The organism is Saccharomonospora sp. NB11, from assembly GCF_015910535.1.
Classification (GTDB): Bacteria; Actinomycetota; Actinomycetes; order Mycobacteriales; family Pseudonocardiaceae; genus Saccharomonospora.
In genome coordinates, this window is record NZ_JACBJG010000003.1 from 421,939 (window position 1) to 446,822 (window position 24,884).

At 69.7% G+C, this 24,884-nt stretch carries 28 protein-coding genes; 10 read left to right on the plus strand and 18 right to left on the minus strand.

Features of this window, described 5'->3' with window-relative positions:
- Nucleotides 1-83 precede the first annotated feature (83 nt).
- Genes JAV51_RS06540 through JAV51_RS06550 form a run of 3 tightly spaced genes read left to right on the plus strand, consistent with a single transcriptional unit; the run spans nucleotide 84 to nucleotide 3,136 of the window.
- Complete coding sequence (locus JAV51_RS06540; RefSeq protein WP_197319715.1) at nucleotides 84-1,070, plus strand: tripartite tricarboxylate transporter substrate binding protein; 987 nt, start codon at nucleotides 84-86, stop codon at nucleotides 1,068-1,070.
- Entirely contained in the window at nucleotides 1,067-1,615 is a 549-nt protein-coding gene (locus JAV51_RS06545) for a tripartite tricarboxylate transporter TctB family protein (protein ID WP_197319716.1), read from the plus strand. Before JAV51_RS06540 ends, JAV51_RS06545 begins: the two co-directional genes overlap by 4 nt.
- 3 nt (nucleotides 1,616-1,618) lie before the next feature.
- Entirely contained in the window at nucleotides 1,619-3,136 is a 1,518-nt protein-coding gene (locus JAV51_RS06550; RefSeq protein ID WP_197319717.1) for a tripartite tricarboxylate transporter permease, read from the plus strand.
- Between the two features lie 10 nt (nucleotides 3,137-3,146).
- On the opposite strand, the gene JAV51_RS06555 is transcribed toward JAV51_RS06550, so the two are convergent.
- Both JAV51_RS06555 and JAV51_RS06560 read right to left on the minus strand, forming a co-directional pair.
- Nucleotides 3,147-4,055, minus strand: coding sequence for a Gfo/Idh/MocA family oxidoreductase (locus tag JAV51_RS06555; protein ID WP_307845752.1), 909 nt, complete (start codon nucleotides 4,053-4,055; stop codon nucleotides 3,147-3,149).
- A gap of 165 nt (nucleotides 4,056-4,220) precedes the next feature.
- Nucleotides 4,221-4,409 (minus strand): DUF3073 domain-containing protein, encoded by a 189-nt coding sequence (locus JAV51_RS06560; protein WP_197319718.1) that lies wholly within the window; start codon nucleotides 4,407-4,409, stop codon nucleotides 4,221-4,223.
- Between the two features lie 208 nt (nucleotides 4,410-4,617).
- Between JAV51_RS06560 and JAV51_RS06565 the strand changes: the two genes are divergently transcribed.
- Nucleotides 4,618-5,526, plus strand: coding sequence for a hypothetical protein (locus tag JAV51_RS06565; RefSeq protein ID WP_197319719.1), 909 nt, complete (start codon nucleotides 4,618-4,620; stop codon nucleotides 5,524-5,526).
- 1 nt (nucleotide 5,527) lies between these two features.
- Here the strand turns inward: JAV51_RS06565 and JAV51_RS06570 are convergent, their stop codons facing one another.
- From JAV51_RS06570 to JAV51_RS06580, 3 genes are read right to left on the minus strand one after another with little or no spacing between them, the layout of a single operon-like run.
- Nucleotides 5,528-6,463, minus strand: coding sequence for an asparaginase (locus JAV51_RS06570; protein ID WP_197319720.1), 936 nt, complete (start codon nucleotides 6,461-6,463; stop codon nucleotides 5,528-5,530).
- A gap of 12 nt (nucleotides 6,464-6,475) precedes the next feature.
- Entirely contained in the window at nucleotides 6,476-7,057 is a 582-nt protein-coding gene (locus tag JAV51_RS06575) for an aerial mycelium formation protein (protein ID WP_197319721.1), read from the minus strand.
- 51 nt (nucleotides 7,058-7,108) lie between these two features.
- On the minus strand, nucleotides 7,109-8,239 hold the full coding sequence (locus JAV51_RS06580; RefSeq protein WP_197319722.1) for a folate-binding protein YgfZ: 1,131 nt from the start codon (nucleotides 8,237-8,239) through the stop codon (nucleotides 7,109-7,111).
- Between the two features lie 49 nt (nucleotides 8,240-8,288).
- On the opposite strand from JAV51_RS06580, the gene JAV51_RS06585 reads away from it, so the two are divergent.
- Nucleotides 8,289-9,137 carry an aminodeoxychorismate lyase gene (locus tag JAV51_RS06585; protein ID WP_197319723.1) on the plus strand — a complete coding sequence of 283 codons (849 nt, stop codon included), beginning with the start codon at nucleotides 8,289-8,291 and terminating at the stop codon, nucleotides 9,135-9,137.
- A 3-nt stretch (nucleotides 9,138-9,140) separates the two neighbouring features.
- Here JAV51_RS06585 and JAV51_RS06590 read toward each other — a convergent pair whose 3' ends face one another.
- From JAV51_RS06590 to JAV51_RS06615, 7 genes are all read right to left on the minus strand, one after another.
- Entirely contained in the window at nucleotides 9,141-9,752 is a 612-nt protein-coding gene (locus JAV51_RS06590; protein ID WP_197319724.1) for an FABP family protein, read from the minus strand.
- Between the two features lie 266 nt (nucleotides 9,753-10,018).
- Entirely contained in the window at nucleotides 10,019-10,324 is a 306-nt protein-coding gene (locus tag JAV51_RS06595) for a DUF1416 domain-containing protein (protein WP_197319725.1), read from the minus strand.
- Nucleotides 10,321-11,163 carry a sulfurtransferase gene (locus JAV51_RS06600; protein ID WP_197319726.1) on the minus strand — a complete coding sequence of 281 codons (843 nt, stop codon included), beginning with the start codon at nucleotides 11,161-11,163 and terminating at the stop codon, nucleotides 10,321-10,323. Before JAV51_RS06600 ends, JAV51_RS06595 begins: the two co-directional genes overlap by 4 nt.
- 66 nt (nucleotides 11,164-11,229) lie before the next feature.
- Nucleotides 11,230-11,664, minus strand: a complete 435-nt coding sequence (locus tag JAV51_RS06605; protein ID WP_197319727.1) for a DUF4395 domain-containing protein — start codon at nucleotides 11,662-11,664, stop codon at nucleotides 11,230-11,232.
- Between the two features lies 1 nt (nucleotide 11,665).
- Nucleotides 11,666-11,788, minus strand: coding sequence for a putative leader peptide (locus JAV51_RS20525; protein ID WP_374058980.1), 123 nt, complete (start codon nucleotides 11,786-11,788; stop codon nucleotides 11,666-11,668).
- 41 nt (nucleotides 11,789-11,829) lie between these two features.
- The gene (locus JAV51_RS06610; protein WP_197319728.1) at nucleotides 11,830-12,267 is read right to left on the minus strand and encodes a thioredoxin family protein; all 438 of its coding nucleotides are present in this window, start codon (nucleotides 12,265-12,267) and stop codon (nucleotides 11,830-11,832) included.
- Between the two features lie 10 nt (nucleotides 12,268-12,277).
- A complete protein-coding gene (locus JAV51_RS06615; RefSeq protein WP_197319729.1) occupies nucleotides 12,278-13,090 on the minus strand; it encodes a DUF2993 domain-containing protein in 813 nt (270 codons plus the stop codon).
- A gap of 214 nt (nucleotides 13,091-13,304) precedes the next feature.
- Between JAV51_RS06615 and JAV51_RS06620 the strand changes: the two genes are divergently transcribed.
- From JAV51_RS06620 to mshD, 5 genes are all read left to right on the plus strand, one after another.
- Complete coding sequence (locus JAV51_RS06620) at nucleotides 13,305-14,027, plus strand: response regulator transcription factor (protein ID WP_197319730.1); 723 nt, start codon at nucleotides 13,305-13,307, stop codon at nucleotides 14,025-14,027.
- Between the two features lie 115 nt (nucleotides 14,028-14,142).
- Nucleotides 14,143-14,475 carry a PadR family transcriptional regulator gene (locus JAV51_RS06625; RefSeq protein WP_307845753.1) on the plus strand — a complete coding sequence of 111 codons (333 nt, stop codon included), beginning with the start codon at nucleotides 14,143-14,145 and terminating at the stop codon, nucleotides 14,473-14,475.
- Nucleotides 14,475-15,302, plus strand: coding sequence for an ATP-binding cassette domain-containing protein (locus JAV51_RS06630; RefSeq protein ID WP_197319731.1), 828 nt, complete (start codon nucleotides 14,475-14,477; stop codon nucleotides 15,300-15,302). The genes JAV51_RS06625 and JAV51_RS06630 overlap by 1 nt, the downstream gene beginning before the upstream one ends.
- On the plus strand, nucleotides 15,299-15,991 hold the full coding sequence (locus JAV51_RS06635; protein WP_197319732.1) for a hypothetical protein: 693 nt from the start codon (nucleotides 15,299-15,301) through the stop codon (nucleotides 15,989-15,991). Before JAV51_RS06630 ends, JAV51_RS06635 begins: the two co-directional genes overlap by 4 nt.
- A gap of 25 nt (nucleotides 15,992-16,016) precedes the next feature.
- Nucleotides 16,017-16,934, plus strand: coding sequence for a mycothiol synthase (gene mshD / locus JAV51_RS06640; protein WP_197319733.1), 918 nt, complete (start codon nucleotides 16,017-16,019; stop codon nucleotides 16,932-16,934).
- 37 nt (nucleotides 16,935-16,971) lie between these two features.
- Here mshD and pstB read toward each other — a convergent pair whose 3' ends face one another.
- The 6 genes from pstB to JAV51_RS20530 form a co-directional block, all read right to left on the minus strand.
- On the minus strand, nucleotides 16,972-17,751 hold the full coding sequence (pstB, locus tag JAV51_RS06645) for a phosphate ABC transporter ATP-binding protein PstB (protein WP_197319734.1): 780 nt from the start codon (nucleotides 17,749-17,751) through the stop codon (nucleotides 16,972-16,974).
- A 26-nt stretch (nucleotides 17,752-17,777) separates the two neighbouring features.
- Entirely contained in the window at nucleotides 17,778-18,869 is a 1,092-nt protein-coding gene (gene pstA / locus JAV51_RS06650) for a phosphate ABC transporter permease PstA (protein WP_197319735.1), read from the minus strand.
- Nucleotides 18,869-19,813 carry a phosphate ABC transporter permease subunit PstC gene (gene pstC / locus JAV51_RS06655; protein ID WP_197319736.1) on the minus strand — a complete coding sequence of 315 codons (945 nt, stop codon included), beginning with the start codon at nucleotides 19,811-19,813 and terminating at the stop codon, nucleotides 18,869-18,871. Before pstC ends, pstA begins: the two co-directional genes overlap by 1 nt.
- A gap of 119 nt (nucleotides 19,814-19,932) precedes the next feature.
- Nucleotides 19,933-21,030 carry a phosphate ABC transporter substrate-binding protein PstS gene (gene pstS / locus JAV51_RS06660; RefSeq protein WP_197319784.1) on the minus strand — a complete coding sequence of 366 codons (1,098 nt, stop codon included), beginning with the start codon at nucleotides 21,028-21,030 and terminating at the stop codon, nucleotides 19,933-19,935.
- Between the two features lie 243 nt (nucleotides 21,031-21,273).
- Nucleotides 21,274-21,936 (minus strand): phosphate signaling complex protein PhoU, encoded by a 663-nt coding sequence (phoU, locus tag JAV51_RS06665; protein ID WP_197319737.1) that lies wholly within the window; start codon nucleotides 21,934-21,936, stop codon nucleotides 21,274-21,276.
- Nucleotides 21,937-22,025: 89 nt separating this feature from the next.
- Complete coding sequence (locus JAV51_RS20530; RefSeq protein ID WP_374058981.1) at nucleotides 22,026-24,842, minus strand: LCP family protein; 2,817 nt, start codon at nucleotides 24,840-24,842, stop codon at nucleotides 22,026-22,028.
- Nucleotides 24,843-24,884: the final 42 nt, after the last annotated feature.

Sequence of the window (24,884 nt, forward strand, 5' to 3'; positions counted from 1 at the left end):
GTTAGGTGCGTAACCGCGACGGTATGGGGGCCGCTCGGGCACGATGACGCGCTGTCAGATCAGCCCTCACAGTGAGGTGAGAAGTGCGCCAACCGAAGACGTGGCTCGCGGTGCTCGGCGCGGTACTGCTCGTGTTGCTCGTTCCACCGTTGATCTCCACGGGCGGTGACGAGGCGGACTCGCGCATCCGCGGTCTGCGGGTGATGGTGCCGAACACGCCGGGCGGTGGCTACGACATCACGGCCCGCACGGCGGTGAAGGTGTTCGAGGACGCCGACCTGAACGGGCCGACGGAGGTCTTCAACCTGCCGGGCGCGGGCGGCACGGTCGCGCTGGGGCGGCTCGTCGCCGAACGTGGCAACGGCAAGCTCGCCATGTCGATGGGGCTCGGCGTGGTCGGGTCCGTCTACACGAACTCGTCGCCGTCGACGTTGCAGGACACGACGCCCATCGCGAAGCTCACCGAGGAAGCCGACATCATCGTCGTCGGCAAGGACTCGCCCTACGAGGACGTCCACGACCTGTTGGAGGCGTGGAAGGCGGACCCGAACGGCATGCCGGTCGGCGGTGGTTCGTCGCCCGGCGGTCCGGACCACCTCGCGCCGATGTTGACGGCCAAGGCCGTGGGACTCGACCCGAGGAAGGTCAACTACGTGCCGTTCGACGGCGGCGGCGAGCTGATGGCCTCCGTACTCGGCGGGAAGATCGCGTTCGGCGTGTCGGGAGTCGGAGAGACCCGCGACCAGATCGAGGCGGGGGAGCTGCGGGCATTGGCCGTGACGAGCCCGGAGCGGGTTCCCGGCATCGACGCCCCGACGTTGCAGGAGGTGGGCGTCGACGTCAGCTTCACCAACTGGCGCGGCGTCGTGGCACCGCCGGATCTGTCGGACGACGACCGGCGGAAGTTGATCGACCTGTTCACCGCGATGCACGACACCGACCAGTGGCGTGAGGCCCTGCGGCTCAACGGCTGGGACGACGCGTTCGCCACCGGCGAGGAGTTCGGCGATTTCCTCGCGGCCGAGAACGCCAGGGTCGCGTCGGTGCTGAAGGAGCTGGGGCTGGCATGAACGCACCTGCCGTGAACACCACCGACGATTCCGAACCCGACGACCGCGCGCCACGCCGCTGGTGGCAGGGGCGCGGCGAGCTGGGACTCTGTGCGTTCCTGTTCGCGCTCGGCGTGTTGGTGATCGCCGACGCGGTGAGCCTGCCCACCGACTTCACCCAGCGCGGCCCACTCGGGCCGAAGGCGGTGCCCGTGGTCGTGGGCGGCCTGTTGCTGCTGGTCGCGGCCTTCCTGGCCGTCGACGTGCTGCGCGGGGGTCGGGGCGAGGCCGAGGGCGGCGAGGACGTGGACCTGTCGACGCCGCCCGACCGGCGGACGGTGCTACTCCTCTCCGGCGCGTTCCTTGCCAACGCCGCGTTGATCGACGTGGTCGGGTTCCCGTTGTCGTCGGCACTGATGTTCTGGGGCGTGGCCTACGCGCTGGGCAGCCGTGACACGGTGCGCGACCCGTTGATCGCAGCGGTGTTGTCGGTGACGACGTGGTTCGTCTTCAACGAGCTGCTGGGCGTGTCGTTGCCCGGTGGCCCCCTGATGGAGGTGCTGTAGCCGATGGACGTCACAGCGTCGCTGTCGAACCTGATCGACGGCTTCGGCACCGCGCTCACCCCGACCAACCTGTTGTTCGCCGCGCTGGGCGTGGTGCTCGGGACGGCCATCGGGGTGTTGCCGGGAATCGGCCCGGCGATGGCGGTCGCTCTGCTGCTGCCCGTGACGTACGGGCTGGACCCCACCGCCGCGTTCATCATGTTCGCGGGCATCTACTACGGCGGCATGTTCGGTGGCTCCACCACGTCGATCCTGCTGAACACTCCGGGCGAGAGCGCTTCGGTGGTGACCGCGATCGAGGGTTATCCGCTGGCCAAGCGGGGCAAGGCACCGCAGGCGCTGGCCGCGGCCGCGATCGGCAACTTCGTCGGCGGCCTGATCGGCACTCTCGCGCTGGTGCTGCTGGCGCCGGTCGTGGCGTCGCTGGCCGTGGACATCGGCGCGCCGGACTACTTCGCCGTGATGGTGCTCGCGTTCGTCGCGGTGACGTCGGTGCTGGGCAGGTCGCGGGTGCGCGGGTTCGCGTCCCTGTTGATCGGGTTGTCGATCGGCCTCGTGGGTCTCGACCAGATGACCGGGCAGGCGCGGCTGACGTTCGGTTCGTTGCATCTGTCCGACGGGATCGACGTGGTGATCGTGGCGGTCGGCCTGTTCGCGGTCGGTGAGGCCCTGTGGGTGGCGGCGCACCTGCGTCAGACACCCGAGAAGCCGTTGGCGGCGGGACAGCCGTGGCTGGGGCGCGACGATCTCCGACGCACCTGGAAGCCGTGGCTGCGTGGCCCGGTGATCGGCTTCCCGTTCGGGGCGATTCCGGCCGGTGGTGCGGAGATCCCGACGTTCCTGTCGTACGTCACCGAGCGGCGGCTGGCCAAGCGCAAGGACGAGTTCGGCAAGGGCGCCATCGAGGGCGTGGCGGGACCGGAGTCCACGGCGAGCGCGTCGGCGGCGGGGACGTTGACGACGATGCTCACGCTCGGGCTGCCCACCACGGCCGTCACCGCAGTGATGCTCGCGGCGTTCCAGCAGTACGGCATCCAGCCCGGGCCGCTGCTGTTCGACCACGAGTCGGAACTGGTGTGGGCGCTGGTGGCGAGCTTGTTCGTGGGGTTGGTGCTGCTGTTGGTCATCAACCTGCCGCTCGCTCCGGTGTGGGCGAAGTTGCTGCGCATCCCACGGCCGTACCTCTACGCGGGCATTTTGTTCTTCGCCGCCGTGGGCGCGTACTCCGTGGGTGGTCAGGCGATCGACCTGGTGCTGTTGTTCGTCGTCGGCGTGATCGGGTTCGTGATGCGCCGGTTCGGGCTTCCCGTGCTGCCCGCGATCATCGGCGTGATCCTCGGCCCGGCGGCCGAACTGCAGATGCGTCGTGCGCTGCAGATCAGCAACGGCGACCTGATCGGTCTGGTCGATTCGCCGATGGCGGTGACCGTCTACGTCGTGGTGGCGTTGATCCTGGCCTGGCCCTTGCTGCGTCGCCTGCTGTCGCAGGGCAGGAACCGCGAGGAGGTCGGGGCTTCCTGATCGCCGGCGTTCAGCGGGAGGCGCGGGCCCGGCACAATTCGAGCACCCGTTGCAGGTGGACACCCCTGTGCACGTCGCAGGGGTGCTCCCGCACCCCGGAGTCGATCATCGCCGCGAAGTCGTCCAGCAGAGCCGTGTACGACTCCGGTCCGCCGTTGTGCTCCCGACCGAGCACGCGCAGGCCGTGTTCGCCGTAGACCGCGAACTCCACGGCGGTGGGCCGGACGGGCAGCCGTGACGCCAGCGCCACGGAGCTGGTCGCCCCGCTCTCGTGGGCGAGCATGAGGTGCCACAGCTCACCGTCGTCCCGGCGCGCGGCGACGACGTCGGTGATCGGGCCGAGTGCCGCGTCCACGAGGTCGAGCACGTGGGGACCGATGTCGCCGAGAGCCCCGATCTCGTGCCGCCACGCGGCGTTGCCGTACTGGTCACCGAGGAATGCTCCCGAGAGCCAGCGGGCGCTGGCCCCGGTCCACCCGCCGGTCTCGGCGAGCCCGGCCAGCCAGTCGCGGGTACGCACGGCATAGCGCAGCGTGAGCATGAGCAACGCCACCACGTCGGCGTCCGACACGGCGCGAGCCACGCGCTCGGCCTGCGCGACGTCGGCGGCGAGGGGCTTTTCGAGGATGAGATGCTTGCCCGCCTCGGCGGCGGTGACGGCGAGTTCTCCCTGAACGGACGGGGGAACGGCGAAGGCGACCGCGTCGACCGAGTCGAGCAGGTCGGTGAAGGAGGAACACGCGGTGGCGTCGTAGGTGTCGGCCAGTTCGGCCGCGGCCTCGGGCCGACGGGTCCACACGGCACTCAACGTGGTGGCGGGGTGATCGACGATCCCGGGCGCGTGTATCCGCGTCGCCCACGACCCTGCGCCGACCAGGCCCACTCTCAGCGGCGAGTCCACTGGCTCCACGGTCTCCACAGCGGCAGCTTAGAGCACGACAACGGTGAGACAGGCCCGGCGTTCACCGGCGCCAGGTGCTGCGCACGCCGGTGAACGCCGACCACTGAAGTCCGATGCCGAGCACACACGCTGACGCGAGGGGGGATTCGAGTGTCCCGCATCCACCCTCGCGCCGGCGTCGGATCAACGGCGGTAGTCGTCGTACCCGTCGTCGTACGGGTCCTCGTACCGATCCTCGTCCTCGCGGGTGTCGTCGTTGGACGACTTGCCCGACAGCTCACGCTGCAGTGCATCGAAGTCCGTGGTGGGAACGCTGTACTTGAGCTCCCGGGCCACTTTTGTCTGCTTGGCCTTAGCTCGGCCGCGCCCCATGGCTCGACCCCCTTGCACAGGGGCGGGGCGGCCGGGGGTAATCGGCGGCCCCGCGTCGTCTCGACTACTTTTCCTAACCACACCGTACCGTGCCTCCGGGTGCTTATGCGACGTGGCACGGTGTGCGACCGCTGACAGTATCCCCCGCGACGGCGCCGAGCGACCAGCCGGTGCCCGGCGAGTGGGCGAGTCGTGTCACGATTCACGGGTGCTTCGACCGTTCGCGGCCTACCTCAGGGTGTACGAACCGCTGTCGTCCTTCGGCGATCCGCCGGACGACGCGCTGCTCGCGGCCGTCGAACGCTCCGAGATGACGCCGAACGAGGCGATCGCGCGCGAGCAGTGGCTATGGCTGAAGTCACAGATTTCGCCCATCCACACTCTGCCCGCCGAGACGGCGGACGGGAAGGCGGGGCCGAGTCTGCGCACCGACGTGCTCGTGATCGAACCGGGCGAGGTGCCGATCAGCGACGACAGCGTCGAGCTGGCCACCGAGCCGCTCGTCTGTCCTCTGGAGATCAGGGTGCGTTCGGCCGCCGCCCTGGCAAGCTTCCTCGACGACGCCCCTCCTGCGTTGCAGGCGGCCGTGCTCGACGCCAAGGGGCTCACCCCGGAGGCGGTGCGGAGCCGCTCGACCGCCGCGTTGCGCGACCTCTACGGCTCGACCATGCACGTGCTGTCGACCAACTGGACCGTCCCGCTGCCGTGGTTCACCATCGTCGATCCCGACGAGCGGCGCATCGTGCTGGGCACCGGACCGTCGGACCCGATCCGGGAGGTGTCGTGGCGGGTGGCGATGGCCGACGCGATGGACCGCATCACCGAGGCCGAGCAGCTCGTGCGTGAGGCACTCGGGGAGGACTCGGGCCCGAGCCGCATCCTCGCCGAGACCAGCCGCTGGCTGTCGAGCTTCCACCCGCTGTCGGCGGTCGAGCTCGACTACGGCGGTCTCGTGCAGCTCATCGAGGACCCGGTGCTCGCCACCGACACGAGCGCCGACGAGGTGCACGCGATCCTCGACGGGCTGCGTCGGGAGTCGGTGGAGGAGGTCGCCGAGGCGTTCGAGAACCTGCGCGACTACTGGGGCGACCTGGCCTCGCGCGAACGCTTCAACTGACTCACGCCAGGCGGGCCAGCTCGGCCTCCACCGCGTCGGTCACCCGCAGCTCCCCGACCTCGCGACCCGCACCGAGCACCAGACCGGCACCGCGGCCGAGGCCGTCGAGCACCGCCTGTGCGGCCGGGTTGTCCGGCAGCGCGCCGAGTGCCCGCAGCGCCGCGACCAGGATCGGTCCCCGGGCCCGAGAGCCGCCGTCGTCGATCTTGAGCGCCACCGTGGTGCCGTCGGCCAGCGTCATGGCGTGGACGCCCTCGGCGCCTCCCTTGCACAGCAGGCCGGGCACGGACAGCATCAACAGCGTGTCCTCGCGGCCGGTGCCCGCCACGAGCCACGGATAGGTGCGCATCACCTCGCCGACGCGGGTCCGGGCCGCCGCCGCGAACGCCCTGGCGAGCCCCGTGAGGGAGAACGCGAAGAGCGGGGCGCCGCACCCGTCGACACCCACGGCGGCGATCTTCTCGCCGGTCAGCTCGACCACAGTGTCGGCGATGACGCGCTGCAACGGGTGGTCGGGATCGGTGTAGGTGGCCGTCGGCCAACCCCGTTGCACGCACGTGGTCAGCATGGCGGCGTGCTTGCCGGAGCAGTTCATCGCCGCCCGACGCGGGTCGGGAGGGCAGTGCAGGTCGTCCTCGGCCAGGCCCGCGGCGGCCAGGACGGCAAGCGCCCGCTCGACGTGGCCGGACTCACCCGAGTGGGACGCGCACGCGAGAGCGAGATCGTCGTCGGAGATCTCCAGCCCGGCGTTCAGCATGCCGAGCGCCTGGAACGGCTTGTTGCTCGACCGGGGGAACACGGGGGTGTCCACGTCGCCGAGGGCGGCCCGGACGGTGCCGTCCGGTGCCGTGACCACCACGGCGCCTCGATGCACACTCTCCACGAACCCGGACCGTGCCACCTCGACCAGCACCGGGTTCTCCGTCGCGAAACTCATGCACTTCCGTTCTCAGTCCGGCTCGCCGTCGACAGGGCTCTGACGGCGTTCGCTGTCCAGCAGTTCGTCGACCGACGCGGCGCCCTGCGCGTAGCGGCGTGCGATCTCCGCGTTGAACGCGTCGACGACGGCCTGCACCTCGCGACGACGTTGGGAGACGGACTTCTCCTGCTCCCGGTAGCTCGCGAGGGCCTCGGACAGTCTGCCGTCCGACAACGAGGTGACGTCGGAGAGGTCGGCATCCCCCACGAGTGCCTCCGCGCTGCGCCGGTACTCGCCCGCCCGTGACGGCTCCAGCTTCTGGTAGCGACCCGATCCGGTGGCCGGGCCGAGCGCGTTGTCGGCGAGGATCGCGGTGAGTTGGTCGACCACGCGGGTTTGGCCACCCGAGGCACGTCGCTGCTGCTCCGCCTTCACGATGTCGATGCGGGCGTGGAGCAGTCGCCGCAGGTAGGACAGGTCGGTCTCTTCTTGTGCCGCCTCGTTGCGGCGTTCCCGCAACGTCGACATCGGAAGGCCGCCGAGGTCTCGCGCGTAGTCGTCGGCCAGCACACGGTCGATCCGACGGCGGCCGCCGGGCCGGACTTCGATCACGGGGTCATCCTGCTCTACGACGACGGAATCCACCAGTGGACGGGCGTACTTTCAGCCACGTAGACGCTGTGCGGCTTCTCGGCCGGGAGCGGCGTGTTCGCGGGGGAGCGAGTCCGGGTCCACGGACGCCTGCACCACACGGTCGTCGGTGCCCGCCGTCAACTCCGCGTGCCACGGCGTGGAGCGCTTGAGCAGCGCCAGCGCGATGGGGCCGAGCTCGTGGTGCTGGGCCACGCTGCCGACCCGTCCCACCGTTCGGTCGCCGAGTCGGACGGGATCGCCCGTCTCCGGGTAGATCTCCTGGGAGCCGTCGAGGTGCAGCAGCACCATGTGCCGGGGCGGCCTGCCCACGTTGTGCACCTTGGCGACGGTCTCCTGCCCCCGGTAGCAGCCCTTCGCCACGTGGGCGGCGGAGCCGATCCAGTTCACCTCGTGCGGGATCGCGCGTTCGTCGGTGTCGACACCCAGCCTCGGCCGCCGCGACTCCACGCGCAGCGCGTCGAAGGCCCAGGAGCCCGTCGGCCGGGCTCCGGCGTCGGTGAGCCGGGTCCACCAGTCGTCCAGCTCGGCCCTGCGCACGAGCAGGTCCACACTCGACGGTCCGGGCCAGGGCATCCGGCGCGCCACGCCGCCGGAGAAGCGCGCGACCGCGTACGGACGCTGCTCCAGCGCGATGTCGAACCGCTCCAGCATCGAGGGCACCTCGGGCCCCAGCAACGTCAACAGCGCCCACTCGTCCGTCGCGTCGGTGATCTCGACCTTCGACCAGAACTTCATGGCCTCGAAGTAGGCCAACAACGTCTGCTTGGCCTCACCTCTCGGCAGCGCCGAGGTGGCGGTGGCACCCGGGTCGGTGTCGAGGTAGACGACCTCGTCGACGTGGGCGAGCACCATGTGCGCGTCGATCCGCCCCTGGCTGTCGAGGACGAGCGCCTCGGTGCCCTCACCGTCCGGGAGCTGGGTGACGTGCTGCGAGATCACCAGATGCAGCCACGACAGTCGTTCCTCGCCGGAGACGGTGATGATCTGCCGATGTGATCGGTCGACGACGGCGACACCGCGGCTGGCGGTGCGCTGTTCGGCGAACGGGTCACCCCAGTGCCAGGGCACACCGGCCTCGGGAAGATCGTCGGGAGGTGCGACGGCGCCGGGACGCCTCAGCAGCGGAGACTCATACGCCATACCCCGATCGTAGGCTGGTTCGTCGATCCCGGGTGAGTACGGTGGTCCCATGCGAGTTCTGGCCTTCCTCGACGGGACGCTCGGCGACCCCACGAAACCGTACGTCCGCGTGGACAACACGGGTGTGCTTCGGGGTGACGGGATCTTCGAGACCGTGCTCGTGGTCGACGGCAAGCCCCGGGAACTGGGCCCGCACCTCGACCGCCTGGCCCGGTCCGCGGCGATGCTCGACCTGCCCGAGCCCGACCTGCCCCTGTGGGAGCAGGCCGTCCAGCAGGTGATCGACAACTGGCAGGGCTCGTCGGAGATCGCCGTGAAGCTGGTCTACACCCGTGGTTCCGAGGGTGACCCCGACGTCGAGCCGTTCTGCTACGCGCTCGGCATGGACATCGACGACAAGATCCGTACCGCGCGCGCCGAGGGCATCGCGGTGGTGACGCTCGACCGGGGCTTCGGGCCGGAGATCTCCCAGCGCGCTCCCTGGCTGCTGCTCGGTGCCAAGACGCTGTCGTACGCGGTCAACCTGGCCGCGCTGCGGGAGGCGGGCCGTCGCGGCGCCGACGACGTGATCTTCACCGCCACGGACGGCTCGGTGCTGGAGGGACCGACGTCCACGGTGCTCGTGGCGAAGGGCCGCACCCTGTACACGCCGCCACCGACCGTCGGCATCCTGCCGGGCACCACGCAACGTGCCGTGTTCCGGGCTGCCGAGAACGCGGGCTGGACCGTGAAGATGGAGACCCTGCGGGCGGACGAGTTGGCCTCGGCCGACGGGGTGTTCCTCGCGTCGTCGGTGCGCAAGGTGACCCGGGTGCACACGCTCGACGGCACGCGGTTGCCCGACTCCACGGACATCCACAGCGAGCTGTGCGACGCCTACGAGAGCCAGTACGCCTAGCGGTCAGCCGACCACGCGCTGCAGCACCGCCGAGCAGTGGGGGGTCATCGGCTCGTTCACCATCGCGCGCTCCTCGACCCAGCCGAGGTCGCCGTTGATGAGGCCGTACAGCCGCTTGGCCGCGGTGACCTCCTTGGCGCTCGCGGTGCGCACCACGGCGTCGGTTCCGAGTTCCCAGGCCGTCTGGCTGCGCGGCTTGCCGTAGAAGATCTCGACGATGCCGGTGGAGTGGGCCAGCAGGAGTTCGATGGTGTCGTCCGGCTGGGGTCGCCACCAGCCGGTCTCACGGGCGGCGAGGCGAAGTACTTCGCCGTCGTCGTCCAGCAGCCATGTGCGGGACTCGTGGTGGAGGAACGGCCTGCCGTCGTGCGCGATGACGAGCTGTTGGGCGAACCGGTACGTGCGGTCGACCGTCGGGTAGCTCACCTCGCCCTCGCCCCGCCAGACCCCCACGAGGGGGAGCAGGGCCAGACAGGCGTCGTTCAGCTCGGCGCCTTGTCGCAGGTTCGCGGTGTCACCGGAGATGGGCAGGTCGTCGAACTGCGGCAGATTGCGGTGCGCCGTCTTCTCGGCGCGTTCCGCGGCAGCCCGAATAGCGTCGTCGCCGCTCGTCATGACGTCGTGGCTCGCTGAGTGTCGGTGTCGAAGTGGGCGTCGATCAGTGGTCGGTGTACAGGCGGTACACCACGTACCCGCTGAACCAGATGGACGCGACGACGACCAACACCATCAGTGCCGTAAACAGAAACTCCACGGCCGAAGGATAACCCGCGCCGGGCCCGCCGCACCGGCCCGGGCCTTGAGAGTCCTGACACAACCGAGGCCGCCCCACCACGGCGGGTGAGGCGGCCTCGGAGTCGACTCGGCAGCGGTTCGGCAGGTCAGGACACGGCGACGGCGACCCGGTGGATGCCGGGGCCGTCGACGTGCAACGCGGCCTCGCCCTTGCCGGAGCGGTGCAGCGCGCGCACCGTCCACGCACCGGGCGCGGCGTAGAAGCGGAAGTCACCCTGCGGGGACGCCTGCACCTCGCCGGCGAACTCGCCCGTCGCGTCGAGCAGCCGCACGTACGCGCCGCCCAACGGGCCGTCCGTACCGATGACCGTGCCCGCGACGACCACCTGGCCGTTCGCGTCCGCGTCGGCCGGGGTGGCGGTCTGGGCGGGGGCTCCGCAACCGTCGCTCATCGCTGTCCTTCTCCCGTCTCCACCGGAACGCCGACCAGCGAGCCGTACTCGGTCCACGAGCCGTCGTAGTTCTTCACGTCCTGCAGCCCGAGCAGCTCACGCAGCGCGAACCACGTGTGGCTGGAACGCTCGCCGATGCGGCAGTAGGCGATGGTGGGCTTCGTCGTGTCGAGCCCCGCGTCGCGGTAGAGCTGCTCCAGCTCCTCGTTCGACTTGAAGGTGCCGTCCTCGTTCGCGGCCTTCGACCACGGCACGTTGATGGCGGTGGGGATGTGGCCGGCCCGCTGAGCCGCCTCCTGCGGCAGGTGTGCCGGGGCCACGAGCTTGCCCGCGTACTCGTCGGGCGAGCGGACGTCCACGAGGTTCTTCGCGTTGATGGCCTCGACGACCTCGTCGCGGAACGCGCGCAGCGAGTGGTCCTGCTCCGAGGCCTTGTAGTCGGTGCTCTCCCGGGTCACCGCGTCGGTGGAGAGCGGGCGGCCGTCGAGCTCCCACTTCTTGCGGCCACCGTCGAGCAGCTTCACCGGGCCGTGCCCGTACAGCTTGAAGTACCAGTAGGCGTAGGCGGCGAACCAGTTGTTGTTGCCGCCGTAGAGGACGACGAGGTCGTCGTTGGCGATGCCCTTGGAGGACAGCAGCTTCTCGAAGCCCTCGCGGTCGACGAAGTCGCGCCGCACGGGGTCCTGCAGCTCGGTCTTCCAGTCGATCTTCACCGCACCCGGGATGTGGCCGCCGTCGTATGCGGTGGTGTCCTCGTCGACCTCGACGAACACGACACCCGGGGTGTTCAGGTTCTCCTCGGCCCATTCGGTGGTGACCAGCACGTCTTCACGGCTCATGGCGGCACTCACTTTCTTCATCGGTGAAAAAGGGCAACGACCAGGCTGCTGGGGTGTGGTTGTGGTTCAGGCGCGCTTGGTTCGTGGTGTGACCCGCTGCAGCAGCAGATACACCTCGCAGCCCAGACAGAAGTCGAATACCGCGTTGAGGAACGCGGCGAGCAGCGCGAACGCGGTGGCCACCAGCGCGAGACCGGTCAGGCCGGTCACGTACCCGACGGTGCCCACGAGGGCGAACCCGAGGCCGACGGCCTGGGCGAACCGCAGCGGCGCGACCGACTCCCGCTCGGTGGTGGGCTTCAGCCGTGGTGCGACGAGTGCGCGGTAGAGCGCCGAATACGGTGTCGCCGACGGCCCGCGGAAGGCGCCGAGTGCGAACACCACGGTCTGCGCCGCGAGCAGCGGCCACCAGTCGGTGAGGAGGACCACCGCGAGGACGACCGTGGTGACCGCGGCCGCGAACCGAGGGCCACGTGGGTCCACGGATGCTCCGGCGGACATGTCACCTCCGAGACGTCGATCGCTGGCTGTGCGCGGCGCGGGACGTGGGACACAGGCTGCTCCGCACGCGGCACAGATCGACGGCGCGCCGTTTCGTCAGCAGGTAGCGGGGCAGCCTGGTCACGCACCGAGCGTACCCAGCTCACACACTCTCGGGAACGACGTTCACTCTGTGAGACGCGTGTGCGGGGCCAGGGCGGTGCGGACCGAGTCCAGGGTGGGAACGCCGCTGATGCGCAGCAGTTCGGTGCCTTCGGGGGCGTAGGCGATCGTGGTGGGAGTGCGCAGCACCCGCAGCGACTGCGCTACCTCCGGCCGGTCGGTGACGTCGAGGTCGACGTGGGTGACGCCCTCGGTGGTGTCGGCGAACCGCGTCAGGACGGCACGCGCGTGCCGACACGGCCCGCAGAAGGTGGTCGACAGTTGGACCAGGGTGATCGCGTGCGGGTCGAGAGCGTCGGCGACGGCGCTCGGCAGTGCGGACGACGCGTTCGACGGTGTGGTCGACATGGCGCGGCGGATCCTCCCGTTGCGCAGGGACAGCAGCGTGCCGGTGAGCACGCCCACGACGAGCGTGCCCACGAGCACCCACAGGCCGGTCATCGCCGCACCGTCAGCCGCCGAAGGCGGTGGACACGCCCGAGAACGTGACGTTCTCGGCCTCGCCGTGCAGGGTGAGGGAGCCCGACTCGACCCGGATCGCGGTCGGCGTCACCGTGAACGGCATCTCGCCCGCGTTGATGTCGGCCTCGAAGTGCGGGAGCAGGGCTTGCTGCACCTCGGGAGGCACGACGGTCGTCTCCTGGTCGTTGCCGAACTGCAGCCGGTGCGGCGTGATGCGGATCGTCGTGCCGTCCAGCTCGATCATGGCGAAGGCGAAGATCTCGATGCGCTCGCCGGCGACGTCGGCCTTGCCCGACAGGCGCACCCCTGCCGTGGACTCGTCCGAGTCCTCCTCGACCTGGGCCTCCTGCTCCTCGTCGACGCCCTCTCCGTGGAGCACGTACGCCTTCGAGGACGGCTCGATGCGCAGGTCGTCGATGTTCGTGAGCGGGGCGACCCTGGCGATGTCGCTGGCCTTCAGCGTGATCTCGCCCGCGAGGCGACCGATCTCGATGTTGTCGACGTTGCCCGCCGTGAGGTCCGACATGGGGGCCGTGACGTCGTAGAGGTCGGCGCGCACGGAGACGTCCTGCAACTCCTGCACGCGCACGCCGTCGGCGCTGATGTTGATGTGATCGTATTCGCCGGACAACGCCTGGGTGACAAACGGGAAACCGTGAATGGTGACAGCCGGGTCATGCGTGAGATCGAGTTGTTCGCGGGCCTTCTGCGACACGGTGTGTTCGGCGAAGGTGGCGGCGGCGAAGTCGGCGCCCACGAGGAGTCCCACGAGCACGACCAGCACGATCACGAGGCGCTTCATCCGGCGTCGGCTCCTTGTCCCGTCCGGCTGCGTCCTGTCGGTTACCGCGGTGTTCACAACCACATCCGTTCTGTTAATTCCGTGTTTCAGCGGCCCCGATTTGGTGTGACCCCGGTTCCAGAACTGCTGTGGCCGCCGGACCCGGCACTATTCTCGACCGAACCGGGACCCCGTTTCGGTGTCCATGGAAAGCATGACGTGCGAGGTGGTGGCGATGAGCCTGGACCTGTTGATGCTGACCCCTGAACAGCGAGCCATCTCCGTCCTCCCCGCACTGGACTTGCTGCCGCATACGGTACGGGTGCGCGCTCCGGAGGTCACCGCCATCCTGGACGCGGGGCACTGTGACGTCATCGTCCTCGACGCCCGCAGCGACCTGGCGTCGGCCAAGAGCCTCTGCCGACTGCTCAAGGGGTCCGGTGAGTCGACCACCCCGGTGCTCACGGTCGTGGGCGAGGGCGGGCTCGTGGCCGTGAACTCCGACTGGCGCACCGACGACATTGTGCTCCCCAACGCCGGGCCCGCCGAGCTGGACGCCCGATTGAGGCTGGTCGCCACCCGCGAGGGCACCCAGGACGAGCCCGAGGGGGAGCTCCGGGTGGGCGATCTCGTGATCGACGAGGTCACCTACACGGCTCGGCTGCGCAAGCGGACCCTCGAACTGACGTACAAGGAGTTCGAACTCCTCAAGTACCTCGCCCAGCACGCCGGTCGCGTCTTCACCAGGGCGCAACTGCTGCAGGAGGTGTGGGGCTACGACTTCTTCGGTGGCACGCGCACCGTGGACGTGCACGTGCGACGGCTGCGGGCCAAGCTCGGTCCGGAGCACGAGCAGCTCATCGGCACCGTGCGCAACGTCGGCTACAAGTTCGAACGCCCCGGCAAGCCGGTCGCCGAGGGGGCGACCCCCGACACCCGGGAACTCACCTCGCGCTGAGTCTCGGGCTCTGCTTCGACGTCATGAGGCCGCCATCCCGCCTTCGGGCGGGGTGGCGTTCTTTTTCGGGTACTAGGTAGCGAGCCTACTTAGTCTGCTGTTACCGTTCGCCCCTGTGCAGCACGATCGACGGGCTCAGTGGTTACGCGCCGTGTTGGAGCCGTGTGTGTTGGCGTTGGTGCGGCGCCGGGAGTCGTACGGGTACGAGCTCGCCGCCGCGCTGGAGGAAGCCGGCCTCGGCCCCGTCAAAGGGGGCACGTTGTACCCGCTGCTGTTGCGCCTCGAACGGCGGGAGCTGATCACCGCGACGTGGCGTGAGGGGACCGTCGGTCCGGCCCGCAAGTACTACCGGATCACCCCGGCGGGCGAAGAGGCCCTGCGGGACACCGCTGCGGAGTGGCACGCCTTCCGCCACGGCGTGGACTCGATCCTGGGGAAAGGACGCTGATGACGACGCGCAGGACGCAGTACGACGACTGGCTCGCCGCTTTCGCGAGTGAGCTGCGAAGGCGAGGCGTGGCGCCGCCCGCCCTACGGCAGGTGGTCGCCGAGACCGCCACTCACCTGCAGGACAGCGGGGAACCGCCGGTGCAGACCTTCGGCGACCCGCGGCTGTACGCCGACGTGGTGGTCGACAGCCTCGGCAGGACGCGGCGTCCTCCCGGCCGGGTCCTGCTGGATGTCCGGGGCATCACGAAGAAGTACGGCCGTCACACGGTGCTGTCCGGTGTCGACCTCACGGTCCGAGCGGGCCAGATCGTGGCCGTCGTCGGTGCCAACGGCTGTGGCAAGAGCACGTTCCTCGGCATCTGCGCGGGACTGGTGAGCACCGACAGCGGTGAGGTCCGGGTCCACGGGACACTCGGCTACTGCCCGCAGAACGGCGGCACCGCCGACTTCCTGACGGCCGACGAGCACTTCGTCCTCATCGGAGCCGGGCGGGGGCTGTCCCGGCGGCGCGCCACGGACGTCGGACGTCGCAGGGCCGCGGAGCTGGACTGGCAGCCCGCCCGGGAGCGGCAGGCGCGCCACCTTTCCGGGGGCACGCGGCAGAAGCTCAACCTCGTGCTCGCGGGTCTGGGCGACCCCGACATCGTGTTGCTCGACGAGCCCTACCAGGGTTTCGACCGGGGGTCCTACCTGGACTTCTGGCAGCACGTGTGGGAATGGCGGGACGCGGGCAAGGCCGTCGTGGTGGTGACCCACCTGCTGAGCCAGCTCGACCGCGTGGACACCGTGTTGGACCTGACCTCGGCGGGGAGGGCTGTCGCGTGAACAAGATCGTCACGGTTGCCGAGATGGCGCTGCGGGAGGTGCTGCGACGCCGTTCGGTGCTGGTCATCCTGCTGCTGTTGCCGCTGGCGTTCTACCTCAGCAGGCGCTCTGACCACCTCGGTCAGTCGATTCGCTTCGTCTGTCTCGGGCTCGGCTGGGCGTTGAGCACGGCCGCGCTGTTCGCGGGCAACTCCGGCAGCTCGATGGAGCCACGACTGCGCCTGTCCGGCTACCGCAGTCACCACCTCTACCTCGGCAGGCTCGGGGCGCTGTGGCTCGTGGGGGTCGTGCTCTCGATCCCGTACTTCGTGTTGATCCTGGTGGACCAGGCCGACGTCCGACACGGTTCCGTGGCTCTCATCATGGCGATCACCGTGCTGATCTCGGCTCCCTTCGGGCTCGCGCTCAGCGCCGTGTTCCCCCGGGAACTGGAGGGGACGCTGATCCTGCTCGCCGTGACGGGGCTGCAGATGATGGCCGACCCCGCGACCATGCTGGCCAAGGCGCTGCCGTTCTGGTTCAGCCGGGAGATCGCCACGTACGCGGTCGACGGTGTCGACGAGGCGTACCTGCTGCGCGGGCTGGCGCACGGAATGCTTTGCACGGTGGTGTTGCTGGCCGTCGTCGCGGGCGCGTTCGCGTTGCGGTTGCGGCAGCGTCCCCACCTGCGCTTCGTGCCGTCCCGCTGACGTGCCCCCGGGCTAGGGTTGGGTCATGCGCGACTTCGTGTGGGCCGACGAGTTGACCGGCGACCGGACCGAGGACGTGCGGGCGTTGCTGCTCGCCGCCCGCGACACCGACGGCAGGCCGGACGTCGAGCCCGGTGGTGCACTGCCGGGGGAGTTCACCGGCCCCCGGCACCTGCTGTGCCTGGTCGGTGACGGCCCTTCCCGGGTGCTGGCGGGTTACGCGCACCTCGACACGGACGCGTTCGGCAGGCAGGTCGTCGAACTGATCGTGCATCCGGCCCACCGGCGGCACGGCCACGGCGCGGCGATGCTCGACGAGGTGGTGCGCGAGGCGAGCGGCCCGCTGCGGGTCTGGGCGCACGGCGACCACCCGGCCGCCGTCCGGCTCGCGGAGCGGTTCGGACTCTCGCGTGCCAGGGAACTGCTGGTCATGGGTGCGTCGTCGGCGGAGCAGGAGTGGCCGGAACCGACCCTGCCCGAGGGCGTGCGGCTGCGGACGTTCGTGCCGGGCCGCGACGAGCAGGCCGTCATCGACGTCAACGCGCGGGCGTTCGACTGGCACCCGGAGCAGAGCGCGTTCGACGTCGCGGCGCTGGAGCAGGCCGAACGCGAGAGCTGGTTCGACGCCGACGGCTTCTTCCTCGCCGAGAACGCCGAGGGACGGGTGCTGGGGTTCCACTGGACGAAGGTGCATCCCGCGAACCCCCGCCGATTCGACGGCGTGCCCGTGGGCGAGGTCTACGTCGTGGGAGTCGACCCCGACGCGCAGGGAGGTGGGCTGGGCAAGGCGTTGACCCTCGCCGGCCTGCGCCACCTGCGTGACCGTGGACTCGACCGCATCATCCTCTACGTCGAGGGGGACAACGCTCCCGCCGTCGCCGTCTACCGCAAGCTCGGCTTCACCACGGTCGAGACGGACGTCCAGTACGCGAAGGGGGCGTGAGCAGGGTTCGCACCCCGCCCACGCCCCGGCGGTCCCGTCAGCCGAAGCGACCGGAGATGTAGTCCTCGGTGGCCTTGTTCTTCGGCGTCGAGAAGATCTTCGTCGTCTCGTCGATCTCCACCAGCTCGCCCGGCTGGCCCACACCCTTGAGGTTGAAGAACCCGGTCGCGTCGCTCACCCGCGCCGCCTGCTGCATGTTGTGGGTGACGATGACGATCGTGTAGTTCTCCTTCAGCTCCAGCATCAGGTCCTCGATGGCCTGCGTGGAGATGGGGTCGAGCGCCGAGCACGGCTCGTCCATCAGCAGCACATCGGGGTGCACCGCGATGGCCCTGGCGATGCACAACCGCTGCTGCTGACCGCCGGAGAGGCCGGAACCGGGCTTGTTCAGGCGGTCCTTGACCTCGTTCCACAGGTTCGCCGAGCGCAGCGACTGCTCGACGATGTCGTCCATGTCGGACTTCTTCATCTTCCGGTTGTTCAGCTTCAGCCCGGCCGCCACGTTGTCGTAAATCGACATCGTGGGGAACGGGTTGGGGCGCTGGAAGACCATGCCGATCTGGGTCCGCACGCGCACCGGGTCGACGTTCGGGGCGTACAGGTCCTGGTCGTCCATCACGACCTGGCCCTCCACCCGCGCGTTCGGCACCAGCTCGTGCATGCGGTTCAGCGTGCGGAGGAACGTGGACTTCCCGCAGCCGGAAGGACCGATCAACGCGGTGACCGCCCGTGGCTGGATCGTCATCGACACGCCCTGCACGGCGAGGAACTTGTCGTAGTAGATGTCGAGATCCTTGACCTCGATGCGCTTTGCCACAGTGCTTCCTATCCAGGTTCTTGACTTCAGCCGCGGGTCTTCGGCGCGAACAGCCGGGAGATGAGCCGGGCGACGAGGTTGAGCGCCATCACGATGATGATGAGCAGCAGCGCCGCTGCCCAGGCCCGATCGAGTGCCGGCTCGGGCGGCGTGCCCGGAGCCACGTACTGGTAGTACGAGAAGACCGGCAGCGTGGCCATCCGGCCGTCGAACGGATCGAAGTTGTCGCTCGTGGTGATCCCGACCGTGACCAGCAACGGCGCCGTCTCACCGATGACCCTCGCGATCGCGAGCGTGACACCGGTCGCGATACCGGCCAGCGCGGTCGGCAGGACCACCTTGAGGATGGTGCGCCACTTGGGCACCCCGAGCGCGTACGACGCCTCGCGCAGCTCGTTCGGCACGAGCTTGAGCATCTCCTCGGTGGAGCGCACCACCACGGGGATCATCAACACGCTCAACGCGACGGCGCCCATGATGCCCATGCGCACCCCCGGCCCGAACACCAGCGCGAACAGCGCGTAGGCGAACAGACCGGCGACGATCGACGGGATCCCGGTCATGACGTCGACGAAGAACGTGATGGCCTTGGCGAGTTTGCCGCGTCCGTACTCCACCAGGTAGATCGCGGTCAGCATGCCGACGGGCACGGAGATCACCGTCGCGAGCGCGGTGATGATCAGCGTGCCCATGATGGCGTGGTACACACCACCGCCCTCGCCGAGGATGCCCCGCATCGAGTAGGTGAAGAACTCGACGTCGAAGCGGGCCATGCCCTTCGTGACCACGGTGACGACGACCGAGATCAGCGGCAGCAGCGCCAGCAGGAACGCGCCGGTGACCAGGGCGGTGACCAGCCGGTCCTTGGCCTTGCGCGGTCCCTCGACGCCACGGGCCCACGTGTAGACGACGACGGTGTAGCCCAGGGCGGCCACCACGGCCGCACCGGCGACGTTCCAGTCGGCGAGCCCCCAGAGCCCGAGTCCGGCGAGCAGCGCGACCGCCAGCACGAGCCACGACGCGTACTTCGGGAGCTGGCCGTGGGTCAGGGGCACACCCGACAGCGGAGTGTGCAGGTCGGGGGTGTTCGTGTCGGGAGAACTCGTCGAAGTGGGCATCAGTTGGCTCCCGAGAATTCCTTGCGCCGCTCGATCACCGCGCGGGCGATCATGTTCACCACCAGCGTCAGCGCGAAGAGCACGAGGCCGGAGGCGATCAGCGTGTTGACGGAGATGCCGGTGGACTCGGGGAACTGCAGCGCGATGTTCGCCGCGATGGTTCCCGGGTTGCCGGTGCTGATCAGGTTGAAGGTGACGCCGCCCGACACCGACAGGACGATCGCCACGGCCATCGTCTCGCCCAGCGCGCGGCCGAGGCCGAGCATGGACGCGCCGATGATGCTCGACCGGCCGAACGGCAGCACCGCCATCTTGATCATTTCCCATCGGGTGGCGCCCAGCGCCAGCGACGCCTCCTCGTGCAGCCTCGGCGTCTGCCGGAACGCCTCGCGCACGACGGCGGTGATGATCGGCAGGATCATCACGGCGAGCACCAGGATCGCGACGAGCATCGTGCGTCCCGTCGCCGACGGCGGTCCCTCGAAGAACGGAAGGAAGCCGAGGTTCTCCGCGAGCCAGCCCGTCGGCTCCACGGTCAACGGCGCCAGCTGGTTGAAGCCCCAGAGGCCGTACACGATGCTCGGGACGGCGGCGAGCAGGTCGATCACGTACCCCAGGACCTGCGCGAGACGCCGGGGTGCGTAGTACGTCACGAACAGCGCGATCGCCACGGCGAGCGGGGCCGCGATGAGCAGCGCGAACACCGCCGAGAGCAGGGTGCCGAACAGCAGCGGCCAGATGTAGACGGCCAGCCCCTCGCCGTTCGGGATGTCCTCAGCGGGCGCGAGGAGCGCGGGCCAGGCCTCGACCAGCAGGAACGCCGCGACACCCGCGAGTACGACAAGAATCAGGACGCCTGCGCCTGTGGAGGCACCGGCGAAGATGCGGTCCCCTGGCCGCTGTGGCACTTTGCGCGCTCGCGGCCCTTCCGCTGTGCTGGGCAATTGCCATCCCTTCCGGTGATTGTCGCGGTGCCCGCACGATGACGTTCCACGACTTCTGACACGCCGACCGGGTGGTCACCGGCAGTGGTGACCACCCGGAACCCGTGTGGTTGTCAGTCTCAGCTCCCCGCACCGATCGCGTCGACGGCAGGCTGGAGCTCCTTGCGCAGAGCGTCGGAGATCGGGGCGGAACCGGCGTTGTCCGCCGAGGCCTGCTGGCCCTCGGAGCTGATCATGTAGTTGAAGTACGACTTGACGACGTCGGCCTTCGCGGGGTCATCGTAGTCGGTGCAGGCCAAAGCGTACGAGACGAGGACGATCGGGTAGGTGCCCGCCTCCGTGGTGTCGCGTGCGAGCTCGTAGGCGAAGCTCGTGTCGCCGCGACCCTCGATGCGCTCCGAGACCTCCAGCACCTTCGCGGCGGCCTGCGGCGAGTAGGCGACGAAGTCGTCACCGACGCCGACCTTCACCGTGCCGAGCTTGCCGGCCTGGCTGGCGTCGGCGTAGCCGATGGCGCCGTTGCCGTTGGTGACGGCCTGGACGACACCCGAGGTGCCCTGCGCGGCCTCGCCACCCTTGACCGGCCAGTCACCGCTGGGCTCGTGCGGCCACTCCTCGCCCGCGGCGGCCTTCAGGTACTCGACGAAGTTCTCCGTGGTGCCCGACTCGTCCGAGCGGTTCACCGGGGTGATGGCGAGGTCGGGGAGGTCGACGCCCGGGTTGGACTCGGCGATCTCCGGGTCGTTCCAGTTGGTGATCTTCTGGTTGAAGATCTTCGCGATCGTCTCGGGCTTGAGGTTCAGCTCGTTGACGCCCTCGATGTTGAAGATCACGGCGACCGGCGAGACATAGGTCGGGATCTCGACGACGTTGCCGCACCGCTCCTGCGCGGCCTTCAGCTCGTCGTCGTCGAGGAACGCGTCGCTGCCACCGAAGTCGGAACCGCCGCTGATGAACTGCTCACGGCCACCGCCGGAGCCGATCGGGTCGTAGTTCACCGTCACGTCGGGGTTGTCGGCGAGGAAACCGGCCTGCCACGCCTTCTGCGCGGCCTCCTGCGAGCTGGCGCCGGCACCCGAGATCGTGCCCGACAGACCCGAGCCGTCGCCGCCTTGCCCGCTGCCCTGCTCGTTCGCCGAACCACAGGCCGCGATGCCGAGGGTGAGCGCGGCAGCCGCCGGGAGAGCGATGACGCGGCCCAGGGGGTAACGCTTCACAGTAGACCTCTTCCACAGGGTGGAGGCCGGTCGCTGCCGACCTCGGGGGATGCTCACGGGCAGGACGCTATGGGCCGCAGTTGACGCTGTAGGGCAGCGTTGGTGAACGGAAGTTGAACGAAACCGGACATCCAGCGAACATCACGGCGACATCACGACGGCGTGACGCTGCGTTGGCTCTGCAGGGGTTCTCAGGCGTACAGAACGTGGACGTCCGGTGTGTCAAGCATTCGTTCGAGTGGTTCACGCGTCGGACGAGCTGTAACCCGGCATACGCCCCGTGACCACGAACACCATCCGCCGCGCCACCGACACCGCGTGGTCGGCGTAGCGCTCGTAGAACCGGCCCAGCAGCGTCACGTCCACCGCCGTGGAGACGCCGTGCTCCCAGTTCTTGTCCATGATCACGCTGAACAGGTGCCGGTGGATGTCGTCGACGTGGTCGTCGTCCTCTTCGAGGCTGCGGGCGGCCTCGACGTCCCGCGTCTTGATGATCTGCTCGACCTTCCGGGCCAGCCGCACCGCGATCGTGCCCATGTCGGCGAAGTACGGCTGGACGTTCGCCGGCAGGACCGGATCGGGGTGGCGACGCCGGGCGGCCTTCGCCACGTGGAGAGCGAGGTCTCCCATCCGCTCCAGGCTCTCCGCGGCGTGGATGGCGGCCAGCACGATCCGCAGGTCGGTGGCCACGGGCGCCTGCAGAGCCAGCAGGGCGTAGGCCTGCTCCTCGCAGTCGGCACGGGCGTCGTCGACGAGCCTGTCGTCGCTGATGACCTGCTCGGCCAGCTTCAGATCCGACTCCAGCAGGGCCTTGGTGGCCCGTTCCATGGCGTCCGCGACCTGGACGGACATCTCGGCCAGCCTTGTGGCCAGGTTCTCGAGTTCGACGTGGTAAGCCTCGCGCATGCCCGTCACTCTACGTCCGGGTTACCACCCGTGCCGTACAGCGGGATGAACCCCGGATGAACCTCGGCTGACCTCTCGACGGGTTCGTCTCACGCGGGAGCGGCCTGCTGCGTCCGGCCCGGGTCGCCTTGCCCCACCTGGGTGTGCTGCGGCTCGGGCGGTTCCTCGCCGGGCAGCGGGGTGTTCTCGATGAGCGCGCTGAACAACGCGTCGGTGTCGGCTTCGAGCAGCACCTCGTTGCCGCGTTCGTTCGCCTCGCCGACGGTGGGCACGGTGAGGAACGTGACCTTGCCCGAGTCCATGCCGCGCATCGACTGAGCGAGGGTGAGCATCTGGTCGACACCGATGTTCTCGCCGAAGGTGGACCGGGCGAACGCCTGCACGAAGCCGGTGAGCTTGCCGACGTCGAGCAGCACGTCGCCCGACATGACCCGGTTGAGCAGCGACGACAGGAACTGCTGCTGGCGCTGCATCCGGCCGTAGTCGGAGAACGTCGGGTCGCCGTAGACCTTGCGGGCCCGGACGAAGCTCAACGCCTGGTCGCCCTTCAGCACTACGTCCCCGGTCTCCGCGACGATCAGTCCGAGTTCGGCGTCACGCATGGGTTCGTCGAAGTGCATGGTCACGCCGCCGACGGAGTCGACCATGGCCTTGAAGCCCTGGAAGTCGATGCCGACGAAGTGGTTGATCTTCATACCAGTGATCTGCTGGATCACCTTGGTGACGCAGCGCGGCCCGCCGAGGTTGAACGAGGAGTTCAGCTTCACTTCCTCGGCCGCCTCGACCGTCTCGCCGTACTCGCCGGTGGTCGAGTCCCATCGCTGACACTCGGGGCGGGAGATCTCCAGGTCCCGAGGGAAGGAGATGACGACGACCCGTTCCCGATCCTTCGGGATGTGGGCGAGCATCACGGTGTCCGACCGCGCACCCTGGACGGTGTCGGCCGTGCCGACGTTGTCACCGCCGCTCGCGCCTTCCCGGGTGTCGGAGCCGACGATGAGGAAGTTCTCGTCGCCGAGCTGAGCCGATGCGCGCCGGATGTCCGAGGAGTCCTCGTCGAGCGCGGCGATCTCGTTGAACTGCCCCTCGAACCAGGTCTTGGCGCCCCAGCCGATGCCGCTGGCGAGGAAGACGAAGGTGGCGATCACGATCGCGGTCGCCCGCGAGACGAGGACCCGCCGGTCGCGGACCGGGGTCCGGCGGTCGGCCTCGGCCTCGCCCTCGTCGGACTCCTCGGCCGTGTCGGTCGCGGTGTCCTCGCGCTCGACGGTGGCCTCACCCTTGACGGTGGCCTCGCGCTTGACCGGGTCGTCACTCTTGACGGCATCGTCACTCTTCGCGCGGTCGTCACTCTCGGCGAGGTGATCACTCTTGACGAGGTCGTCGACTGTGGCGAGGTCGGCAAGCGCGGCGAGGGCGGCGAGGTCGTCGGTGTCGAGTGAATCGGCCGGTGCAGGTTCTCCGTCGTCGTCGGGGTCGGTGTGGGTGCTGCGTGGGCCACCCCGACGAGGAGATCGCGAGCCCACGGGCACGACGCGCTGCAACGCCGTCATGGTGTGTTCGAGCAACCGCGCACGCTTCTGCCGCTTGCGGCGTTCCTCGGCCTCGAGTTCGTCGTGGGCCGCGGAGAACCGGGCCAACGACTCGTCGATCTTGCGCCGGTACTGGGTGGCGTCGTCGATCGGCTCCAGTTGGTCGGTCATGGTGAGCCGGTCTTCGAGCGACCGTTCCGGGCGCTCCGGGAGGGGGCGACGACGGGGCCGTGGCGGGTTCGGGCGGTGCTCCGCGGATTCCTCCGGCTCGGAGGCCACCGGGGCCGCGACGGGTGCCGGTTCGGCGGGCCGGGGAGGCCCGGCAGGGGGCGCCGCGGGCGGCTCGGATGTGGGCGCGGGCCGTGGTGGCCGACCCCGCGGTGGGAGCGGGTTGCCGCTCGGTGGCACCGGTCCGCGGCTCGCCTCGGGGGCGCGCGACGGCGGGGGCGGAGTCTCGCCCCGCCGTTCCGGCGGAGCCTCGATGCTCGGGATGTGGCTGGTCAGCGCCTCGCGCGCGGGCGCGGGCGGCGCGGGCCGGGAGGGCGGCGGTGGGGTCGGGTACCTGCCGGTCGGCCGCCCCGCCGCCGGGTGATCGCGTCCGGGCGTCTCGCCGCGGACGGGGACGTGCCGGGGAGGCTCGGGCCCGGGCTCGGGCATGGGGAAGTGGCCGGAGCGGAGCATGTCCGGCGTCCGGGGCTGCGGGCCACGCGGGAGGGAGTGGCCGAGGTCGGTCGGGGGCGCACCCGGTGCGTCGTCGCCCGAGGGCAGGCGGAACTGGGCGGACTCGGGACGTACCGGTTCCGGCCGACCGGCGTCACGGCGACCGAGGCCCGGTGACGGCGAGATTCCGCCCCGGGGACGTTCCGGTTGCCGGGGTCGCGTCGTGGACGGCGGGGGTTCCGGAGCGCTCGGCCGCTGGTGCCGTCCGTTGGTGTGGGCGGGCGGCGGGGACACCGGAGGCATGGCGGGCACCGACGGCGCCGAGTGCGCCGAGGGTCCCGACGGTGTTGCCGGGGGCATCGAGGGCACCGACGGCGGTGAGGACGGCGAGGACGGCATCGCGTGCCCTGCCGTCGGCGGCAGTGGGCTCTCGTCCTCGGCCACCACGTCGTCGCTGCTGTGCCGCGAGCGACGCGGTGGGGTCGGCTCGTCCTCCTGTGCCGCGCGTCGATGCGGCCGGGACGAGCGCCGTCCGTTGGACTCCGCGCCACGTTCGGCGGCATGCCGTGCGAGCATCTCGGCGACGCTGATGCCGCCCTGGGTGTCGAGCGCCCGGCGTCGCTTCCTCTCGGCCTCCTCGCGGTTGCGCTGCGCGCGTGCTCGCCATTCCTCAGCCTGAGAGGTGAGGCCGGGAGTGCCGTGATCGTCGGACACGCACGCTCCCTTCGCTCAGGTTGCCTTGTGGGGCTCCCACAT

Excerpts from the sequence above, each read along its gene's own strand:
- mshD (WP_197319733.1), top strand. The coding sequence starts at position 16,017 with ATGCGCGACTTCGTGTGGGCCGACGAGTTGACCGGCGACCGGACCGAG.
- JAV51_RS06595 (WP_197319725.1), bottom strand. The coding sequence starts at position 10,324 with ATGAGCGACGGTTGCGGAGCCCCCGCCCAGACCGCCACCCCGGCCGAC.
- JAV51_RS06620 (WP_197319730.1), top strand. The coding sequence starts at position 13,305 with ATGAGCCTGGACCTGTTGATGCTGACCCCTGAACAGCGAGCCATCTCC.
- JAV51_RS06605 (WP_197319727.1), bottom strand. The coding sequence starts at position 11,664 with ATGTCCGCCGGAGCATCCGTGGACCCACGTGGCCCTCGGTTCGCGGCC.
- JAV51_RS06570 (WP_197319720.1), bottom strand. The coding sequence starts at position 6,463 with ATGAGTTTCGCGACGGAGAACCCGGTGCTGGTCGAGGTGGCACGGTCC.
- JAV51_RS06545 (WP_197319716.1), top strand. The coding sequence starts at position 1,067 with ATGAACGCACCTGCCGTGAACACCACCGACGATTCCGAACCCGACGAC.
- pstA (WP_197319735.1), bottom strand. The coding sequence starts at position 18,869 with ATGCCCACTTCGACGAGTTCTCCCGACACGAACACCCCCGACCTGCAC.
- JAV51_RS06590 (WP_197319724.1), bottom strand. The coding sequence starts at position 9,752 with ATGACGAGCGGCGACGACGCTATTCGGGCTGCCGCGGAACGCGCCGAG.
- JAV51_RS06610 (WP_197319728.1), bottom strand. The coding sequence starts at position 12,267 with ATGACCGGCCTGTGGGTGCTCGTGGGCACGCTCGTCGTGGGCGTGCTC.
- JAV51_RS06550 (WP_197319717.1), top strand. The coding sequence starts at position 1,619 with ATGGACGTCACAGCGTCGCTGTCGAACCTGATCGACGGCTTCGGCACC.
- JAV51_RS06600 (WP_197319726.1), bottom strand. The coding sequence starts at position 11,163 with ATGAGCCGTGAAGACGTGCTGGTCACCACCGAATGGGCCGAGGAGAAC.
- phoU (WP_197319737.1), bottom strand. The coding sequence starts at position 21,936 with ATGCGCGAGGCTTACCACGTCGAACTCGAGAACCTGGCCACAAGGCTG.
- JAV51_RS06580 (WP_197319722.1), bottom strand. The coding sequence starts at position 8,239 with ATGGCGTATGAGTCTCCGCTGCTGAGGCGTCCCGGCGCCGTCGCACCT.
- JAV51_RS06585 (WP_197319723.1), top strand. The coding sequence starts at position 8,289 with ATGCGAGTTCTGGCCTTCCTCGACGGGACGCTCGGCGACCCCACGAAA.
- JAV51_RS06615 (WP_197319729.1), bottom strand. The coding sequence starts at position 13,090 with ATGAAGCGCCTCGTGATCGTGCTGGTCGTGCTCGTGGGACTCCTCGTG.
- JAV51_RS06630 (WP_197319731.1), top strand. The coding sequence starts at position 14,475 with ATGACGACGCGCAGGACGCAGTACGACGACTGGCTCGCCGCTTTCGCG.
- JAV51_RS06560 (WP_197319718.1), bottom strand. The coding sequence starts at position 4,409 with ATGGGGCGCGGCCGAGCTAAGGCCAAGCAGACAAAAGTGGCCCGGGAG.